18 protein-coding genes are annotated in these 18681 nt (G+C 71.6%); 10 read left to right on the top strand and 8 right to left on the bottom strand.

Features of this window, described 5'->3' with window-relative positions; translation table 11 throughout:
• Positions 1-1237: 1237 nt before the first annotated feature.
• Both ACZ49B_RS38060 and ACZ49B_RS38055 read right to left on the bottom strand, forming a co-directional pair.
• Complete coding sequence (locus ACZ49B_RS38060; protein ID WP_468315608.1) at positions 1238-1714, bottom strand: SRPBCC family protein; 477 nt, start codon at positions 1712-1714, stop codon at positions 1238-1240.
• A 47-nt stretch (positions 1715-1761) separates the two neighbouring features.
• Positions 1762-2202 (bottom strand): VOC family protein, encoded by a 441-nt coding sequence (locus ACZ49B_RS38055; RefSeq protein WP_468315605.1) that lies wholly within the window; start codon positions 2200-2202, stop codon positions 1762-1764.
• A 51-nt stretch (positions 2203-2253) separates the two neighbouring features.
• On the opposite strand from ACZ49B_RS38055, the gene ACZ49B_RS38050 reads away from it, so the two are divergent.
• Positions 2254-2697 carry a MarR family winged helix-turn-helix transcriptional regulator gene (locus ACZ49B_RS38050; protein WP_468315602.1) on the top strand — a complete coding sequence of 148 codons (444 nt, stop codon included), beginning with the start codon at positions 2254-2256 and terminating at the stop codon, positions 2695-2697.
• 1 nt (position 2698) lies between these two features.
• Here the strand turns inward: ACZ49B_RS38050 and ACZ49B_RS38045 are convergent, their stop codons facing one another.
• Complete coding sequence (locus ACZ49B_RS38045) at positions 2699-3094, bottom strand: hypothetical protein (RefSeq protein WP_468315599.1); 396 nt, start codon at positions 3092-3094, stop codon at positions 2699-2701.
• A 292-nt stretch (positions 3095-3386) separates the two neighbouring features.
• Between ACZ49B_RS38045 and ACZ49B_RS38040 the strand changes: the two genes are divergently transcribed.
• Entirely contained in the window at positions 3387-5105 is a 1719-nt protein-coding gene (locus ACZ49B_RS38040; RefSeq protein ID WP_468315596.1) for a lytic transglycosylase domain-containing protein, read from the top strand.
• Between the two features lie 234 nt (positions 5106-5339).
• Here ACZ49B_RS38040 and ACZ49B_RS38035 read toward each other — a convergent pair whose 3' ends face one another.
• Positions 5340-5543 carry a cold-shock protein gene (locus ACZ49B_RS38035; protein ID WP_030162033.1) on the bottom strand — a complete coding sequence of 68 codons (204 nt, stop codon included), beginning with the start codon at positions 5541-5543 and terminating at the stop codon, positions 5340-5342.
• Positions 5544-5780: 237 nt separating this feature from the next.
• On the opposite strand from ACZ49B_RS38035, the gene ACZ49B_RS38030 reads away from it, so the two are divergent.
• From ACZ49B_RS38030 to ACZ49B_RS38010, 5 genes are all read left to right on the top strand, one after another.
• Positions 5781-6644 carry a menaquinone biosynthetic enzyme MqnA/MqnD family protein gene (locus ACZ49B_RS38030; protein ID WP_468315593.1) on the top strand — a complete coding sequence of 288 codons (864 nt, stop codon included), beginning with the start codon at positions 5781-5783 and terminating at the stop codon, positions 6642-6644.
• A 282-nt stretch (positions 6645-6926) separates the two neighbouring features.
• Complete coding sequence (locus tag ACZ49B_RS38025) at positions 6927-7775, top strand: MBL fold metallo-hydrolase (RefSeq protein WP_468315590.1); 849 nt, start codon at positions 6927-6929, stop codon at positions 7773-7775.
• An 80-nt stretch (positions 7776-7855) separates the two neighbouring features.
• Positions 7856-9643, top strand: coding sequence for a protein kinase domain-containing protein (locus ACZ49B_RS38020; protein WP_468315611.1), 1788 nt, complete (start codon positions 7856-7858; stop codon positions 9641-9643).
• A gap of 85 nt (positions 9644-9728) precedes the next feature.
• The gene (gene mqnC / locus ACZ49B_RS38015) at positions 9729-10928 is read left to right on the top strand and encodes a cyclic dehypoxanthinyl futalosine synthase (RefSeq protein WP_468315587.1); all 1200 of its coding nucleotides are present in this window, start codon (positions 9729-9731) and stop codon (positions 10926-10928) included.
• 47 nt (positions 10929-10975) lie between these two features.
• The gene (locus tag ACZ49B_RS38010; RefSeq protein WP_468315584.1) at positions 10976-11623 is read left to right on the top strand and encodes an imidazolonepropionase-like domain-containing protein; all 648 of its coding nucleotides are present in this window, start codon (positions 10976-10978) and stop codon (positions 11621-11623) included.
• A 24-nt stretch (positions 11624-11647) separates the two neighbouring features.
• On the opposite strand, the gene ACZ49B_RS38005 is transcribed toward ACZ49B_RS38010, so the two are convergent.
• Together ACZ49B_RS38005 and ACZ49B_RS38000 are read right to left on the bottom strand one after the other, a co-directional pair.
• Positions 11648-11917, bottom strand: coding sequence for a response regulator transcription factor (locus ACZ49B_RS38005; protein ID WP_468315581.1), 270 nt, complete (start codon positions 11915-11917; stop codon positions 11648-11650).
• Between the two features lie 62 nt (positions 11918-11979).
• Positions 11980-12888 (bottom strand): DUF3152 domain-containing protein, encoded by a 909-nt coding sequence (locus ACZ49B_RS38000; RefSeq protein WP_468315578.1) that lies wholly within the window; start codon positions 12886-12888, stop codon positions 11980-11982.
• Between the two features lie 242 nt (positions 12889-13130).
• Between ACZ49B_RS38000 and ACZ49B_RS37995 the strand changes: the two genes are divergently transcribed.
• Both ACZ49B_RS37995 and ACZ49B_RS37990 read left to right on the top strand, forming a co-directional pair.
• A complete protein-coding gene (locus tag ACZ49B_RS37995; protein WP_468315575.1) occupies positions 13131-13823 on the top strand; it encodes a demethylmenaquinone methyltransferase in 693 nt (230 codons plus the stop codon).
• A gap of 5 nt (positions 13824-13828) precedes the next feature.
• On the top strand, positions 13829-14740 hold the full coding sequence (locus tag ACZ49B_RS37990) for a glutaminase (RefSeq protein ID WP_468315570.1): 912 nt from the start codon (positions 13829-13831) through the stop codon (positions 14738-14740).
• Positions 14741-14773: 33 nt separating this feature from the next.
• Here the strand turns inward: ACZ49B_RS37990 and ACZ49B_RS37985 are convergent, their stop codons facing one another.
• A complete protein-coding gene (locus tag ACZ49B_RS37985; RefSeq protein ID WP_468315568.1) occupies positions 14774-15304 on the bottom strand; it encodes a GNAT family N-acetyltransferase in 531 nt (176 codons plus the stop codon).
• A gap of 99 nt (positions 15305-15403) precedes the next feature.
• Between ACZ49B_RS37985 and ACZ49B_RS37980 the strand changes: the two genes are divergently transcribed.
• On the top strand, positions 15404-16687 hold the full coding sequence (locus tag ACZ49B_RS37980) for a geranylgeranyl reductase family protein (protein ID WP_468315565.1): 1284 nt from the start codon (positions 15404-15406) through the stop codon (positions 16685-16687).
• Positions 16688-16753: 66 nt separating this feature from the next.
• On the opposite strand, the gene ACZ49B_RS37975 is transcribed toward ACZ49B_RS37980, so the two are convergent.
• Positions 16754-18382, bottom strand: a complete 1629-nt coding sequence (locus ACZ49B_RS37975; protein ID WP_468315562.1) for a GDSL-type esterase/lipase family protein — start codon at positions 18380-18382, stop codon at positions 16754-16756.
• Positions 18383-18681: the final 299 nt, after the last annotated feature.

The following is an 18681-nucleotide window of genomic DNA, read 5'->3' as shown; positions in this document are numbered from 1 at the left end:
GCTTCGCGATGGCCTGCGGCCACCCTTGACTGCCCGGCCCACCCCGGAATGCCAACAGACTGCCGGGAAGCCCCCGAAGGATGGCCGGGGGGTTCACGTTCCGATTGGCCCAGATCAGAGATGCTGACCGGCGGCTCCTGTCATCCGCACCCAGCCCACCAGGACCACCCAGGCGGAGCAGGATGGGTTGCCCGGGAGGGCATGGCTCCCTGAAGGGCCCATAGGCACCCCTTCCGCACCCCGGCAGGGTCAACCTGCACCAGGCAGCGATGAGATGACCATGTCGGTAGGAGTGGGCCCGTGGACGCCCCGGATCGCTACGCGCTTCTCATCTCTCGGCGTCCGACGGCCGTCTGGGGCTGGGCATAGGCCGCCCAGGCGCCTCCCATGGGCAGGTTTTGGGGCGCCTACAGGCCAGTTGGGGTGAAAAGCGGGCGAGAGGGAGCCTGATGCCGGATTTCTCAACCTCTCACTCCGGCAGGCGCCCATTCACCTCTCAGCCGGTCGCCAAAGCGGGACAAACAGCCCGCAGTCGCATCCCGGGCTGGCCTCTGCCGGTCGTGGGCGGCTTATGTCCAGCCCAAGGCGGTCGTCGGACGCCAAGCCGGGCGGAGCGCGTAGCGATGTGGGGCGTCCACGGTCCGGGTGGCACCGCATGGTCATCTCGTCGCTGTCTGGTGCAGGTTGACCCGGCCTGGGTGCGGAAAGGGTGCCTATGGGCCCTTGGGGGAGGCGTTCCCCTCCCCGCGGCTCCGTCACTGGCCGGGCTCGGTGGTCCTGGTGGGCGGACTCCGGATGACAGGGGCTCCTGGGCGGCATCTCTGATGGGCCCTTATGGGAACGTGAACCCCCCGGCCATCCTTCGGGGGCTTCCCGGCAGTCTTATGGCATTCCGGGGCGGGTCGGTCGGTCAAGGGTGGCCGAAGGCCATCGCGTAGCGACGCGACGAAGGAGCGCCCTTGAGGGACCGGCACGACACGGAAGGACAGTGGACTGACGGGAAACCCCCGTACTCCCTCTGATGCCGGATGAGCGGACCCCGCCCTCGGGGATCCCGCCCCCGCAACGCAGTCCGGGCCGCCAGTGCAACGGCCGGCCCCAGGCCGCCCCAGCGCAACGGCCGGCCCCGGACCGCCCGTCACGGCCGGCCCCGGATCGCCCGTCACGTCCGGACCCGCCCCTGCCCTCACCCCGCCTACCCCCCCGCCTACCCCCCGCCCTCACCCCGCCTCCCCCCTCACCCCGCCCCCGTCAAAGCCTCGTCCTGGCTCGCCAGGACCTGGTGCCAGGCCGACTCGTGGGCGTCGCGGGCGGCTTCGTCGTAGAAGCCCGCGTGGGTGAGGTGCAGCCGTGTGCCGATCGGGTGGGGGCTGAGCTCGACGGTGACCACCGTCTCGGCCCCGGCCGTGCCGGCCCGGCCCGTCAGCCAGGTCAGCTCCACCAGCCGGTCGGGCACCAGGCGCAGGAAGCGCCCGTAGTGGGGATGCCTGGTCCGCGGAGCCCCCGGCTCCCTCGCGAACTCCGTCTCGAAGAAGAACGGCGCGTTCACCTCGGCCGTCATCACCACCGAACCCGGCGCGGCGAACCAGCGGTCGAACTCCTCGGTCCACGCCGTGTACAGGGTGTGCTCGGAGGCGATCATCGCGCGCTCGACGGTCAGCCGGTGGGGGCGCTCCGTCAGGTCGGGGACGCGGATCGGTGCGGTGTCGGTCATGGCACCTCACCGTAGTGAGCGCGGGGCCCGGCACCCGGGTGCGACGCTCAGTACGACTGGAGCTCCCACAGGTTGCCCTCGGGGTCGCGGACATGGGCGCTGCGCAGGGTCGGGCCCCACTCCGGGCGGTCGGCCGGCGGGCCGGCCGGGGTGGCGCCGTGGGCCAGGCAGGCGGCGTAGGCGGCGTCCACGTCCGGGACGCGGCTGACCAGCATCGTGCGGTCGTCGGGGGCGTCGGCGCCGACCGGGCCGGCGGCGCCGGGCGGCGCCGTCGTGGCGGCCGTCGCCGCCGCCATCGCCGTACGGTCGAACAGCGCGAGCACGCCTTGGCCGTCCACGTCCCACGAGGCGTACGGGCCCTCGGCGCCGCCACGGGTGCGGGTCGCGCCGAGCAGGGCGGGGAGCAGCGCGTCGTAGAAGCGGAACGTGTCGCCGAAGCGGGCGACGAGCAAGCGGGTGTGCAGGGCGTCCATGGGGGCTCCGTTCACGCGCAATCAGTAGGGTGACACCAATGGTTGGTGTCACCCTACAATCTGGCCATGGTTGCTCCCTCGACGCCCCGACTGACCGCCCTCACCCCCTACTTGCTCTCCACGGTGGGCAAGGAGGCCCGCGCCCTCGTCGGCGAGCGGGTCGCCGCGCGCGGTCTGCGGCTGTGGGACATGGCCGTGCTCGCCGCCCTCGCCGATCACGGCCCGCAGCCGCAGCGCGATCTCGTCGAGCGGCTCGAGCTGCACGCGAGCGACGTGGTCAAGGTGCTCGACGGACTCGCCCGGCTCGGACACGTCGACCGGGAGCGCGACACGGCCGACCGCCGCAGGGTGCTGGTGAGCATCAGCGGGCCGGGCCGCAGGCTCCTGGGCGAGCTGACCTCGGAGGTCGCCGCCGTCCGCGACGACCTGCTGGCCCCTCTCGACGAGGCCGAACGGGCCACCCTGCAGGCTCTTCTGCTGCGCGTGCACACGCACGCGGCGAGCCGGTGACTCAGCGCTTGGGCAGGGCCTGGAGCACGGCCAGTTCCTCGGTGTGGCGGCGCATGGCCAGGCTGACGGTGCCCGAGGTGTACTGGAAGAGGCCGACGGCCGCGAGCGGGAGGGAGACCACGAGCATGCCGAGCAGGTCGGCCGAGTCCCGTGCGGCCGCGCAGCGGTCGCCCTCGGCGTCGGCGTAGCTGCGCTTCCCGGAGTCGCCCTCGTCGTAGAAGACGCGGGAGGCGCACGTCCTGCTGCTGCTCGATCCGTGGCCGAGGCTGAAGGGGGCGAACAACTGGTAGGCGAGCCAGAGCCAGATGCCGCCCGTCGCGATGAACAGGAAGACACCCACGGTCCGCATGCGCTCGGCCCGCCGGCGGAAGGTCATCTCGTGCGCCTCAGCAGTCATGGACGCCGAATCTAGCCGAGTCCGGCCGCGTGCTCCGGATCGTTTCCTGCTCGTACGGTGCCGCGCGCTCACGAGCCAAGAACCGTCAAACCGGCAGGTATTGTGGTTTTCTCGGCGCGGCCTTGGATCCTTTGTTCGTTCGGCCGTGAGGACCCGGTGAAGCCGAGACGAATGGTGTGTCACATCTGCCGGGGTGGCGGCGAGTCGTGTCCGAATACCTGATAGACAGTGGATATCCACGGCTCGACCCGCCGTATACCTTTGTCGGCCGCCTTGGGGGGATCGCCGCACTGTGAAGCCGCTTCACCGTCACCTCGTCAACACCTCGCGCAAGGTCCTGTGCACGGCCGCGCTCGCGGCCAGCCTGACGACCGCCGCCGTGGTGACCAACACGCCCACCGCAGACGCGGGCGAGTCCGAGCCCACCCCGGACAGCCCCCAGGCCACCGACCGCGGCGACGCCCGCCTCGACCTGCCCGACCCGCTCGCCGACCCGGCCGTACCGCCCACCGCGGGTGCCGGCGCAGGGGAGGGGGCCAGCGGCATACCCGCGACCGCCCTGGACGCGTACCGGCGCGCCGAGGTCTCGGTGGCCGCCGCGTTGCCCAACTGCAAGCTGCCCTGGCAGCTGGTCGCCGGCATAGGGCGGGTCGAGTCCGTGCACGCCTCGGGCTACGGGCTCAAGGCGGACGGCTACACCGAGAGGCCGATCCGCGGCCCGCGCCTCGACGGCAACGGTTTCGCCGAGATCAGGGACACCGACAAGGGCGAGTTCGACGGGGACGCCGTCTACGACCGCGCCGTCGGCCCGATGCAGTTCATCCCCTCGACCTGGGCCACGTGGGGCGCCGACGGCAACGGCGACTCCAAGCGCGACCCGAACAACATCTACGACGCGGCGCTGGGCGCGGGCCTCTACCTGTGCGCGGGCGACCGGAACCTCTCGGACGCGGCGCAGCTCGACCGCGCGATCCTCAGCTACAACAACTCCCGCGAGTACGTGAACACCGTGGTCGGGTACATGCACCAGTACCAGAACGGTGCCGCCGGCGTGCCGAACCCGCCCGTCGGCAACTACCCGACGCCGCCCGTGACGACGCTGCCCACGCCGTCGCAGACGAAGCCGAGGACTCCGAGCACGCAGACGCCGAAGCCCACGCCGACCCCGACCCCGACGCCCACGCCGTCGAAGCCGGCCGAGCCGCAGAAGCCCACCCCGACCCTGGCCAAGCTGGAGCTGCTCGGCAGCGCGGAGCTCAAGGCCGAGGCCGGGTCCGCGTTCACCGCGGTCCCGCGGATCAAGGCGGTGCTGAGCGACGGCAAGCCGGCCGCCGCGAAGCCCGTCCTGTTCGAGCTCAAGGACGACACCACGGGCAGCTTCATCGGCGCCGAGGGCAAGACCTTCCTCGTGGTCGAGACCGACGCCGAGGGCATCGCGGCCCTGCCCGGCCTGAAGGCCGGAGCCAAGGCGGGCGGGTTCACCCTGCGGGTCGCGGCCTACAACACCGAGGCCCAGATCACGGTGAACTTCACCGGCACGGTCACGGCGAAGCCGGCCCCGGTCGCGGACAAGTTGACCCGCACCGACGCCGACGCGGCGAAGCCGCTGGAGGTCGTGGCGGGGATCAGCTTCACGGGCGTGCAGGTCACGGCCACCGCCCAGGACAAGGCGGTGGAGGGTACGCGGGTCACGGCCGGGCTGGTCGAGAGGCGCGCCGAGGACGGCGCGTGGGTGCCGGTGGACCCGGCGAAGGCCAAGGGGCCGTGGTTCAAGGACAAGGACGGCGCGAAGCTGACCAGCCTGCTGCTGGACCCGACCGGCGCGGACGGCAAGATCGTGCTGCCGGAGCTGTTCACCACGGACGTCGCCCCGGGCACGTACCACCTCCGCCTGATCACGAGGGACAACGTGGTCCTGATCCTGGACCTGAAGGTCACGGCGGCCCCGACGACGACGCCTCCGACGACGCCCCCGGCGACGCCTCCGGTGACGCCGGCCGCCAAGCCGTAACGCGCCAGGCCCCGGGCCCGCGTTCCGGAGTCCGGGCTCGCGGGCCCGCCGCACACGCCGACCGCCCCTGGTCACCGTCCAACGGTGACCAGGGGCGGTCGTGTTCGCCCCGCCCCCACCCGGGAGGGCTGTGGCGTTCAAACAAAGGCAGGAGCCCCGCGACCTCCGTCGGAACGGAGGAGGCAGGGCTCCTTGGGTACTGCTATCCAACCGCGATTAGGTTGGCCCAGGCGACTAGGCCGGGGTGACGTTCTCCGCCTGCGGGCCCTTCGGACCCTGCGTGACGTCGAAGTTCACCATCTGGTTCTCCTCGAGGGAGCGGAAGCCAGAGGCGTTGATCGCGGAGTAGTGGACGAAGACATCCGGGCCGCCGCCGTCCTGGGCGATGAAGCCGAAGCCCTTTTCAGCGTTGAACCACTTCACGGTTCCGGTAGCCATGAGCCCTCCTATGGGCCAAAGGGTCGCCCTGCTCCAGAACCTGCTAAGAAGTCTGAAAACTACAAAAGCCTGCGGGTCACATTCTCCGCAGGCCTCGTACTGCAAGGGAAACCAAACTGCAACTTGCGACGAGCCTAGCACGCACCCTGTGGCGGAGACCAGAGGGAAAGATCACGTCACCCGGACGTTTGAGGCCCGCCCGAAGGCTGACGGAGACCCGGGGGCTAGTCTCGCGATGTGGACGTCTATCGAAGCCGGCCCCGTGTCGGCCACATTCAGTTCCTGAACTGCCTTCCCCTCTACTGGGGACTGGCCAGAACCGGCACGCTGCTGGACCTGGAGCTGACCAAGGACACCCCCGAGAAGCTCAGCGAGCGGCTCGTCCAGGGGGACCTGGACATGGGTCCGATCACCCTCGTGGAGTTCCTCCGCAACGCCGACCAGCTCGTCGCGTTCCCCGATCTGGCGGTCGGCTGCGACGGCCCGGTCATGTCCTGTGTGATCGTTTCGCAGGTGCCGCTGGAGCAGCTGGACGGAGCCCGGGTCGCCCTCGGCTCGACCTCCCGTACGTCCGTACGCCTCGCCCAGCTGCTGCTTTCCGAGCGGTACGGGGTCCAGCCGGACTACTACACCTGCCCGCCCGACCTGGGCCTGATGATGCAGGAGGCCGACGCGGCCGTGCTGATCGGCGACGCCGCGCTGCGCGCCTCGCTGCACGATGCGCCCCGGCTCGGCCTCGACGTGCACGACCTGGGGCTGATGTGGAAGGAGTGGACCGGACTGCCGTTCGTGTTCGCCGTCTGGGCCGCCCGCAAGGACTACCTCGCCCGTGAGCCGGTCGTCGTGCGCAAGGTCCACGAGGCCTTCCTCGACTCCCGCGACCTCTCCCTGGAGGAGGTCGCCAAGGTCGCCGAGCAGGCGGCCCGCTGGGAGGCCTTCGACGCCGATCTGCTCCAGCGGTACTTCACGACGCTGGACTTCCGCTTCGGACCCGAACAGTTGGCCGGTGTAAGGGAATTCGCCCGTCGTACGGGACCGACCACGGGCTATCCCGCGGATGTCGCGGTGGAGCTGCTGAGCGGGGCCGGCGCCCACCTCTGATCACTTCCGGCCCGTTCTCCTGATCGAATTACCGGGCGGTAGCCCGGGTTCCGGTAGGGGATATGCCGTTTCCCGGGAATTCCCCCTCTTTTCGCTTTTCTGTCCGCTTCCCGTCCGCCCCGCCGGAATGCGCGGACCCCGACGCGCGGGACCCGGTCCGCGGGGCGCCCGCGCACGTGCGGGGCCGCGCCGCGCGGGACACCATGGAGAGAAGAAGAGAGGGGCGCCAGCTCCTCGCGCGGCCGCGTTCGTTCTCATGCCAGGGGGCCATGGGAGTGCACCATGACCAATCGCAAGGTCGCCCCGGACATCACGGTCCTCGGAGACAGCATCGAAGTGCCCGGGATCGGCTTCCTCCCGGTCAACGCGTACGTCCTGCACGCCCGGGAACCCGTCGTCGTCGACACCGGGCTCGGTCTGCCCGACCGTGACTTCCTCGAGGTGCTGGGCGCGGCCGTCGACCCCGCCGACGTCCGGTGGATCTGGCTGACCCACCCCGACCGGGACCACACCGGCGGGATCTTCGCCCTGCTGGAGGCGGCCCCGAAGGCGAAGCTCGTGACCACCTTCCTGGCCGCCGGGATCATGTCGTGCGAGCGGCCGCTGCCCATGGACCGGATCTTCCTGCTCAACCCCGGGCAGTCCCTGGACGTCGGGGACCGCTCGCTCGCCGCCTTCCGGCCGCCGCTCTTCGACAACCCGGCGACCGTCGGCTTCTACGACGACCGCTCGCGTGCCTGCTTCAGCTCCGACTGCTTCGGTGCGCCCATGCCGGACGCGGAGAGCGCCGACAGCGGCGACGCCGGGGCCGTCGCAGCCGAGGACCTGCGGGCGGCGCAGCTGCTGTGGGCCTCGGTGGACAGCCCGTGGGTGCACGTCGTGGACCGCGACCGCTACCTCGCCTCGGTGGCGCCACTGCGGGAGATGGACCCGGAGATCGTGGTCTCCACGCACCTGCCGCCCGCCGCCGGGATCACCGGGCGGATGGTCGAGACGGTGAGCCTCGCGGCGGGCATCGACCCGTTCGTAGGCCCCGACCAGCAGGCCCTCGAGCAGATGCTCGCCGGGTTCGAGCCCGGAGGGCCGACCGCCCCCGCACCCGAAGGGGCGATGCCCGTCGCGCCGACCTGAGTGCGAGCCCGTCCCGAGGGGGATGACACCCCATAAGGTGCTGCATGGCGTTCGGCACAACCACGGGGGAGGGGGACGCGATGCAGCCGCTCGAAGCGGGCGAACCGCGGACCATCGGTGCCTACCGGCTGCTCGGCCGGCTCGGCTCGGGTGGCATGGGGCGGGTCTATCTGGGGCGCAGTACGGGCGGCCGGACGGTGGCCGTCAAGATCGTGCACCCGCACTTCGCCTCCGACGAGGAGTTCCGCGCCCGGTTCCGCCGCGAGGTGGAGGCGGCCCGGCGGGTAGGCGGTGAGTGGACCGCGCCCGTACTGGACGCCGACCCGGAGGCGCGGGTCCCGTGGGTGGCCACCGGGTACGTGGCGGGCCCCTCCCTGGGCGGCGCGCTGGCCTCGCACGGGCCCCTTCCGGAGGCCTCCGTACGGGCCGTCGGCGAGGGCCTGGCCCGCGCCCTGGTGGCCGTCCACGGGTTGGGGCTCGTCCACCGGGACGTGAAGCCGTCGAACGTGATGCTGACCCTCGACGGCCCCCGGCTGATCGACTTCGGGATCGCCCGCGCCACGGACGGCACGGCCTCGCTCACCTCCACCGGCGTCTCCATCGGCTCGCCGGGCTACATGTCCCCCGAGCAGATCCTCGGCAAGGGGATCACGGGGGCGGCCGACGTGTTCTCGCTCGGCGCCGTGCTGGCTTTCGCGGCGACCGGGCATCCGCCGTTCACCGGGGACAACTCGGCGACCCTGCTCTACAAGGTGGTCCACGAACCGCCGGACCTCGACGCGGTCCCGGCCGGCGGGCTGCGCGAGCTGATCGCCGCCTGCCTGGCCAAGGCGGCCGCCGACCGGCCGGCGCCGGAGGCGATTGCGGAGGCGCTCGCAGGCTCCCTGCGCGCCCCCGGGTGGCTGCCCGCGCCCCTGGTGGAGGAGGCCAGCCGCGCGGCGGTGGCCCTGCTCGACCTGGAGGCCGCACCGGCCGGTCCCGCCGCGGAGGCAGCCCCGGTGCCCGTCGCCGAATCCGCTTCGGGGCCGGTGCCGTTCACAGCCTCCTCGTACGGGGGGCCGGCGGTCGGTTTCGGGGCGCCGGACCCCTCGTACGGGAGCGCGGCCGTGTCCGGCGCCGGCTCGGCGGGCAGCTCGTACGGCCCCTACGGTCCGCCCGCGGGCGGAGTCAACGGCCCCTACGGACCGCCGCCGGGCGCCGCCCACGGGAGTCCCACCGAGACCGCCGGCGGCGGTGTGCCGCAGCCGCGGACCGCCTCCGGCCAGGCGCGCCAGGTCACCTTCAGCGCGGCCGGGCGGCGGTTCAGCTGCTCGCTGGTCCTCGCGGCGACGGCCGTACTGGCCGTGCTGTCGGGCGGCGGGCTGTACGGGCTCGGGCTGCTGCCGGGCACGGGCGGCGAGAAGGGCGAGCACGCTTCCGGCGACGCCGCCGCCACGCCCCCCGCGGCGTCGAAGGACGCCCCGACCCCGAGCGGAGCGAACAGTTCGGCTCCGTCCCAGGGCACCCGGGGCGACGTCCCCAAGGAACTCACCGGTACCTGGAAGGGGACGGTCACCACCGCCCGCGCCGGCGTCTCCAGCGAGTTCGAGATCACCATCAAGGGCGGCAAGGTGGGCGAGGTCGTCGCCCGGGACAAGTCGGTCCTCCCGATCCTCGGCACCGACTGCAGCGGCGACTGGAAGCTCGCCTCCGCCACCGACCGCTCCCTCGTCCTGGACACCGCGGGCGGCCCCAACCCGGCACCCGGCATCTGCTCCAACGGGTCCGCCGACGAGCGCTTCACCCTCAACACCAACGGGACGCTCCACTACAAGTCGGGCGACGGCCCGGCCGGAAACCCCGAAGGCGACCTGACCCGTAGCCCCTGAAACCCGCGGGCGGCCCCTGGCGTAGGCTGGATCGGTCCGTACCTCTTGACACCGCCTTGACACACCGCCGAAAGGTGACGCACCGGTGACCGACCAGGCCGCTCTCCAGTCTGTCCTCGACCGCGCCGCCGCAGGGGGCCGGATCACCAAGGAAGAGGCGCTCGACCTCTACCGGCACGCCCCGCTGCACGCGCTCGGCCAGGCGGCCGACGCGGTGCGCCGCCGCCGCTACGCCGGCACCGAGCACATCGCGACGTACATCATCGAGCGCAACATCAACTACACCAACGTGTGCGTCACGGCGTGCAAGTTCTGCGCCTTCTACGCGGCCCCGAAGGACACCAAGAAGGGCTGGTCCCGCGACCTCGACGACATCCTGCGCCGCTGCGCGGAGACCGTGGAGCTCGGCGGCACGCAGATCATGTTCCAGGGCGGACACCACCCGGACTACGGCGTGGAGTACTACGAGGAGCACTTCTCCGCCATCAAGAAGGCGTTCCCGCAGCTGGTCATCCACTCCCTCGGCGCGTCCGAGGTCGACCACATGGCCCGTATCTCCGGCGTCTCCGCCGAGGAGGCCATCCGCCGCATCCACGCGGCCGGCCTCGACTCGTTCGCGGGCGCCGGCGCCGAACTCCTGCCGGAGCGGCCGCGCATGGCGATCGCCCCGCTCAAGGAGTCCGGCGAGCGGTGGCTGGAGATCATGGAGATCGCCCACCAGCTGGGCGTGGAGTCCACCTCCACCATGCTGATGGGCACCGGCGAGACCAACGCCGAGCGCATCGAGCACATCGCGATGATCCGTGACACGCAGGACCGGACGGGCGGCTTCCGCGCGTTCATCCCGTACACGTACCAGCCCGAGAACAACCACCTCAAGGGCCGGACCCAGGCGACGGTCTTCGAGTACCTGCGCATGATCGCGATCGCGCGGCTCTTCCTCGACAACGTCGCCCACATCCAGGGCTCCTGGCTCACCGTGGGCAAGGAGGCGGGCCAGCTCTCGCTGCACTACGGCGCGGACGACCTCGGCTCGATCATGCTCGAGGAGAACGTGGTCTCCTCGGCCGGAGCCAAGCACCGCTCCAACCGCCAGGAGATCATCGACCTGATCCGCAAGGCGGGTCGCGTCCCCGCACAGCGCGCGACGACGTACGAGCACCTGCTCGTGCACGACGACCCGGCGAACGACCCGGTCGACGACCGCGTGGTCTCGCACATCTCGTCCACCGCGATCGAGGGCGGCACGGCGCACCCCGAGCTGAAGCTCATCTCGACGAACTGAACGCCCCGACGATCTGACGACGGACTGACGACGGAACCCACGCGCCCGTGCTGACCCTCCACACCGCCGAACTCCTCGTCCCGGGGGCGGGTTCCGCCGCGCTGCCCGGCGGCGCGGTCCTCGTCGACGGCGACCTGATCGCCCGCGTCGGCGCGTACGAGGAGCTCGCCGCGCAGTTCCCGCACGCGCGGGTGCGGCGCTGGCCCGGGGTGCTGACCCCGGGGCTGCTCGTCCGCGGGGCGGACGTGCTGCTGGAGCGCACGTACTACCCGGACGACCCGTACGAGGTCACCGAGCTCGGCGCCGACCCGATCATCGGCGCCGAGGCGCTCGACTCCCTGAAGCTGACCGAGTCCCGCCGGGGCAACAGTGCCCGCCGGGCCACGCAGAAGCTGCTGGCCCGCGGGGTGGTGGCGGTGGCCGGGCGGCTCACGATCCCGGCGGTGCGCACGGCGGTGGTCCGCTCGGGGCTGACGCTGCTCCCGCCGGCGGCGGTGTCCTCGGACCCGCCGTCGCTGGACCCGTTCGCCGGCCGGGACACGGCCGAGCAGGCCTTCTTCGGCGTCCTGGAAGCGGGCGCCCCGGCCCGTTTCGCGGTGTTCGCGGCCCCTGACGCCGAGGCGCTGCTGGACCAGGGCGCCACCACCTGCGTGGCCACCGTCATCGCCGGCCGCCTCCTCCACCGCCGCCGCTAGGGGGCTCCGGTCGCGGTGGCCGCGCTACGTTCTGACGCCGTCGCGGGCCAGGGCGGCCAGGAGGCAGGCCTGGAGGCGACTGATTCCGCCCAGTTTCGCCCGTATGTTGTGGACGTGGAACTTGACGGTGCTGACGGACAGTTGCAGCTCGCCGGCGAGTTCCGCGTTGGAGGCGCCGGTCGCCAGGCACAGGAACACGGCCGACTCCTGCTCGGTGAGCTGGACCTCCCGCCGCACCTCCTCCCCGGTCCGGGGCGGAAACCAGGTCGGGACGCTGAAGCTGACGACGCGCACGGTTTCCACTCCTCGCCCCCGGCCGATGCCCCTGTGGTCAACTCATCGGCTCTGCCTGTGTCCTAAGGGACGTTCGGGCCGGACAGGTAGGTTCCCTTCCCGTCGAACGGCCAGGCGTTGGCCTGGCAGCCGAGCAGCCCCTTGATCTGCTGCATCATCGCCGGAGCGGGCTTGCCGGGGCCCGGGCAGGTCTCGTGGTCGCGGCCTATCTCGTGGCCCACCTCGTGGTTGACGATCAGCGCCCGGTACTCCTCCACGGGGCCCTTGAACTGCGGAGACCCTTCCTGCCAGCGCTTGAGGTTCACCACGACGGTGTGGCCGGCCCGGCAGTTCGTCTCGCCGACGAGCTCGGGGGTGACCACCTCGCACAGCCGGTCGGTGGTCGTGGGCGTCGCGATCTTCACCGTGAAGTCCACCGGCTGGCCGGCCCCGACGAGCTGGAAGCCGTACGCCGGGTCCTGGATCCAGCCGCGCGGGTCCCCGAGGATCGCCTCGACCGACTGGGCGGCGGCGTTGGGGTCGACCCCGCTGCCCTCCTCGACCTCGATCCGCCAGCGGCGGGCGCGCCCCTTGCCCTGCGGCTGCCCCGAGCGGGAGGAGGCCGCGAACACTCCCGGGCCGGACTGCGGTACCGGGGCGGAGGCCGAGCTTCCGCCGCCCGGCTTCGGCGAAGCGGGGCTCGGGTTCGGCGAGGCGGCGGCGTGCTGTCCGGGCGCGGGCGAGCCGGACGAGGTCGACGGGGACGGAACGGCGGCGGGATCCTGGTCGGGCGGTGCGGCAGCCGGCGCGGCCACGCTGTCGGAGACGGAGGCGGCGTCGTCCAGCGGCACGATCGCGTACGCGGTCGCCGAGACGGCGACCACCACGGCCGAGCCGAGGACCGTACGACGCAGCCGCCTGCGCCGCTCGGCCCGGCGCCGGGCGCGCGGGCCGAGGGCGGAGCCTCGACCGGTGGAATGGCCTGCCGGCATCGTGAACCCTTTGTTCGGCAACATCTTCGTGATCTTCACGAACGTGTTCGTGAAAATGCTGGTGTATGTCGTGTTTCGTTAGGCCTTGTCGGGCCGTACCCGCCAGTCAACGCGGACCCGCGGGCTCCGCGTAACTGTCCTTCGGGCCAGTTGTGCCCCCGGCGGTGGGGCGTGGGAGCGCCTGCGAGAATGGCCCGGTATCAGCCCACCCGCACCGCACCGCACCTGAGGGGCCAACGCCAGTGACCCGCGCTTCCCTGGACAAGCAGCCGCACGAAGTCGCCTCCATGTTCGACGGTGTGGCGGCGAACTACGATCTCACCAACGACGTCCTCTCCCTCGGGCAGGCCCGCCTGTGGCGCAAGGAGGTCGCCAAGGCGGTCGGTGCGCGCCCCGGGCACAAGGTGCTGGACCTGGCCGCCGGAACCGCGACCTCCTCGCTGCCGTTCGCCGCGACCGGCGCCTACGTCGTCCCCTGCGACTTCTCCCTCGGCATGCTCCGCGAGGGCAAGAAGCGCCACGCCTGGCTGCCGCTGACCGCGGGCGACGCGACGAAGCTGCCGTTCAAGGACGACGTCTTCGACACCGTGACGATCTCCTTCGGGCTGCGCAACGTGCAGGACACCGACGCCGCGCTGCGCGAGCTGTACCGGGTGACCAAGCCCGGCGGCCAGGTCGTGATCTGCGAGTTCTCGCAGCCGACGTGGGCGCCTTTCCGCACGGTGTACGTGGAGTACCTGATGCGCGCCCTGCCGCCGGTGGCCCGCGCCGTGTCCTCCAACCCCGACGCGTACGTGTACCTCGCCGAGTCGATCCGCGCGTGGCCGGACCAGCCGGCGCTGGCCGCTCTGCTGCAGAAGGCCGGCTGGTCCAAGGTCGCCTGGCGCAACCTGAGCGGCGGGATCGTCGCGCTGCACCGCGGTTTCAAGGCGTAGGAAGCGTGGACTACCAGGCCCTCCTGGAGCAGATCGCGGCGGACGTCGCCCCGTTGGTGGGCAGCGGCACGCCGGCCGAGTACATCCCGGCGCTCGCGTCCGTGGATCCCGGGCAGTTCGGGATGGCCGTAGCCGACCTCGACGGCAACGTCTTCGGGGTGGGGGACTGGGAGGTTCCCTTCTCCGCCCAGTCCATCACCAAGGTCTTCGCCCTGGCCCTGGCGCTGGCCGAGGGCGGCGACAGCCTGTGGGAGCGGGTCGGCCGGGAGCCTTCGGGCAACCCGTTCAACTCCCTCGTGCAGCTGGAGTACGAGAACGGCATTCCGCGCAATCCGTTCATCAACGCGGGCGCGCTCGTGGTGACCGACCGGCTGCAGACCCTGACGGGCGACGCGAGCAGCGAGCTCCTGAAGTTCCTCCAGGAGGAGAGCGGGAACCCGGAGCTCGGCTTCGACGCGGAGGTCGCGGCCTCCGAGCAGGAGCACGGGGACCGCAATGCCGCACTGGCGCATTTCATGGCCTCGTACGGGAACATCGACAACCCCGTGCCGGCGCTGCTGGACCACTACTTCTGGCAGTGCTCGATCGAGATGTCCTGCGCGGACCTGGCGCGCGCCGGCCGCTTCCTGGCCCGCCACGGGCTGCGCGCGGACGGCTCCCGCCTCCTCACGCGCAGCGAGGCGAAGCAGGTCAACGCGGTGATGCTGACCTGCGGGACGTACGACGCGGCGGGGGAGTTCGCGTACCGCGTCGGCCTGCCGGGCAAGAGCGGCGTGGGCGGCGGGATCGTGGCGGTCGTCCCGGGCCGCTGCACGCTGGCCGCGTGGAGCCCGGGCCTCGACCTCCACGGCAACTCCGTCGCAGCGGCAGCCGCCCTCGACCGCTTCACGACCCTGACGGGCCTGTCCGTTTTCTGACGCGCCGCCCGCACGTCCCGGCGCCGGCGGGGGTCACTCGGGGGCGAGGGACAGTGCGTAGCGGCGGCCCGGGTTGCCGCCCGGGGTGACGAACTCCTCGGCCAGGTCCATGCCGAGCCGCTCCGCCACCGCCACCGAACGCGCGTTCCGGGCGTGGATCATCGCGACCACGTGCGGAACCCCCGCCTCCCGGAGCCGGTCGAGGGTGGCCAGCGCCGCGGCGTACGCGTAGCCCTGGCCCCAGGCGGAGCGGGCCAGCCGCCAGCCGATCTCGATCTCCCCGACGGGTCCCCAGTCCTCGCGGGGCCACGGCTGCGCGCCCGTGAAGCCGATCACCGCTCCCTCCGCGTCCAGCAGCGTCCACAGGCAGTAGCCGAACCGGGCGTCGTGCATGCGCTGCCGCGCGGTGAACTCCTCGTACAGGGACAGTTCGGCGGGACCGCCGAGGAACTCCATGACATCGGGGTCGTCGAAGACCCCGTGCCAGGCCCGCGCGTCCTCATCGGTGGGCACGCGCAGCTGTACGACGGGGAGCGAGGCGGGCGAAGCAGGCGAGGTGGTCATCGGGGGCAGCCCTTCGGGTTCGTGATCTCTCTCGCTGCATAGACTGCACATGTCCTGTGCCGTTGGGCACCCCTTATCGAGCCTTCGGGAGACCCCGCAGTGACCGAGCCCCTCTCCGAACACTCCGCGGATGTGATCGTCGTCGGAGCCGGGCCCGCCGGCTCGACCACCGCCTACTACCTCGCCAAGGCCGGACTGGACGTCCTGCTGCTGGAGAAGACGGCGTTCCCGCGCGAGAAGGTCTGCGGCGACGGCCTCACCCCGCGCGCCACCAAGCAGCTGGTGTCGATGGGCATCGACATCTCCGAAGAGGCCGGCTGGCTCCGCAACAAGGGCCTGCGGATCATCGGCGGCGGCCAGCGGCTCCAGCTGGACTGGCCCGAACTCGCCTCCTTCCCGGACTACGGACTCGTCCGCAAGCGCGACGACTTCGACGAGACGCTGGCCCGCCAGGCCCAGAAGGCCGGCGCCCGCCTGTACGAGCGCTGCAACGTCGGCGAGCCGGTCCGCGACCCGCGCACCGGCCACATCACCGGCGTGCAGGCGAAGCTGGGCGAGGAGAAGACGCCGGTCACCTTCAGCGCCCCGCTCGTCGTGGCCGCCGACGGCAACTCCTCCCGCCTCTCCCTGGCGATGGGCCTGCACCGGCGCGAGGACCGCCCGATGGGCGTCGCGGTCCGTACGTACTTCACCTCGCCCCGGCACGACGACGACTACCTCGAGTCCTGGCTGGAGCTGTGGGACCGGCGCGGTCCGCAGGACCGGCTGCTGCCCGGCTACGGCTGGATCTTCGGCATGGGCGACGGCACGTCCAACGTCGGCCTCGGCATCCTCAACTCCTCCTCCGCCTTCAAGGAGCTGGACTGGCGCGAGGTCCTCAAGGCCTGGTGCGCGTCCATGCCGGAGGACTGGGGCTACACCCCCGAGAACATGACGCAGCCGATCCGCGGCGCGGCCCTGCCGATGGCCTTCAACCGGCAGCCGCACTACACCAAGGGCCTGCTGCTGGTCGGTGACGCGGGCGGGCTCGTCAATCCGTTCAACGGCGAGGGCATCGCCTACGCGATGGAGTCGGGCCAGATCGCCGCCGACGTCATCGTCCAGGCGCACTCCCGCGCCACCCCCGCGCTGCGCGAACTGACGCTGCACAGCTACCCGAAGGTGCTCAAGGAGACGTACGGCGGCTACTACACGCTCGGCCGCGCCTTCGTGAAGCTGATCGGCAACCCGAAGGTCATGAAGGTCGCCACCCAGCGCGGCCTGACGCACCCGGTGCTGATGAGGTTCACGCTGAAGATGCTCGCCAACCTGACCGACCCGGCGGGCGGCGACGCGATGGACCGCATCATCAACGGCCTCTCGAAGGTGGCCCCCAAGGCCTGACGACAGGTGGCGCAGTACCCGCTCAGGGAGCAGACCGATCCCTGAGCGGGTACGGGGCCGGTCGCGTCAGTGGGTGAAGGAGACCGTGACCCCCGTTGCGGCGGTGCCGCCCGCGGGTTCGGCCCAGTTGGTCCAGGTGCCGGTGGTGTAGTCGCCGTCGCGTTCGACGAGGCGATTGCCGCTGTCGACGGCGAAGACGTGGTTGACGTTGTTCGCCGTCGCGCTGGCGATGCGCTTGAGACCGCTGCCGCCCATGCCGGTCCACCGAGACCAGGTTCCGCGGGTGTAGTCGCCCTCGGCGTTGTACCAGTTGCCGTCCTGGCCGATGGCACCCAGATGGACGGCGCCGTCGGTGGTCGAGGCCGTGACGTCCACCGCGGTGAATCCGGCGTCCGGCCCGGCAGCGGACCAGCCGCTCCACCGCCCGGCGCCGTAGTCTCCGTCGATCTCCTGGATCCTGTTGTTGCCGTCGACGACGTAGATCCGGTTGACGTTGAGTGGCGTGGTGGTGCTGGTCAGGCGTTTCAGGTTGGTGCCGCCGTGGTCGGTCCACTCGTTCCAGCGTCCGGCGGTGAAGTCCCCGTCCGAGTTCTTGAGGCGTCCGTCGGTCCCGATGACGGCTAGGTGCACGGTGTTGCCGCAGGAGGAGGCGGTGACGGCGGTGGCCGTCGGACTGTTCGCCAGCGGGAACCAGCCCGACCACTTTCCGGTGGCGTAGTCGCCGTCGTTCTCGTAGATCTTGTTGCCGTCCCCGATGGCGAAGATGCGGTTCACGGAGCCGGTCGCGGCGCTCGTGACTTCCTTGACCCCGCTTGCCCCCATGTCGCTCCAGCCGCTCCACATGCCGGCCGTGAAGTCGCCCTCGGCGTTCTGCACCCGGCCGTCCGGCTTGAGGGCCACCAGGCGGGCCGTGTGGGGTGCCTTCGGCGCGACCGGCTGCGGTGAGCGGCCGGTGATCCAGCCGGCACTGTAGGCCTGGTCCAGCGGAGTGAAGTAGTTCTGCGCAATCCGGGCGTAGCCGAGGACGTTCGGGTGCAGGCCGTCCGCCATCTGCGCGGGGTGGGCGTCGTCCGCCTGGCCGGCGGGGGTCAGTTCGGGGGCGTCGACGAACCGGAAGTGCCGTCCTGCCCGCTGTTCGGCCCGCTCCAGTTCCCGGAGCTGCTGGTTGTACTGGGCGATCGGCTGGGACAGGCCCGGCTGGCTCCATCCGGGTGTGGTGGGAACGAGGCCCTGCATGATGACGGTGACACCCGGGCGGGCGGCGAAGATCTGGTCGACCAGCGCGGTCGCACGGTCGGCGGCGTGACTTTGGTCGATCCCCTGCGCGAGATCGTTGATGCCGATGTGCAGCAGCACCACGTCGGGTTGTGCAGCGGTGAGCCAGCCGTCGGCGCCGGCCCTGATCTGGTCGATGGTGAAGCCGGGGTGGCCTTCGTGGTCCTGGTCGGCCATGGCGCCGTCCCGCTGGGAGCCGACGGCGTCCACGGAGTAGCGCGACTGGCCGGCGACGAGGTTCCACAGGGGCAGCCGGTAGCCCGTGGCGGCGCAGTCGCCCTGCCCGTACGTGATCGAGTCCCCGAGCGGCATGACGCGGATGCCGGGCGGAGCGGGGGCCGCCGAGGCGGCCGGTGTGGCGGTGGCCCCCGCCCCCGCCAGCAGGCCGAGGGCCAGTGCGAGGGTCGCGAAGCGTTTCATGGCAACTCCAGGTGGTGGGCCGTCCAAGCCGACGGGCTCACGGCAGCGGACGAAGGCCTCCGTGCGGTGAGGATGCACCTCTCTCACCGTACGGAGGCCGTCACTGTCACGGGTTCGTGATCGCTGTGTCCTAGGCGCCGGGGGTGGCGCTGATGTGCTTCCAGCCGCCGAGGTTGTCCTGGCCGTTGCGGATCTGGTTGAAGGGGCTCCACTTGCCGGCGTTGTAGTCGGCGTCGGCGTTGTAGACGCGCTCGTCGGAGCCGATGGCGTAGAGGTGGACGGTCTTGCCCGCGGGGCTG

This window comes from Streptomyces sp. NPDC031132, from assembly GCF_055570595.1.
The sequence above is the reverse complement of the archived record's forward strand: the minus strand, read 5'-3'. Positions and strand labels throughout refer to the sequence as shown.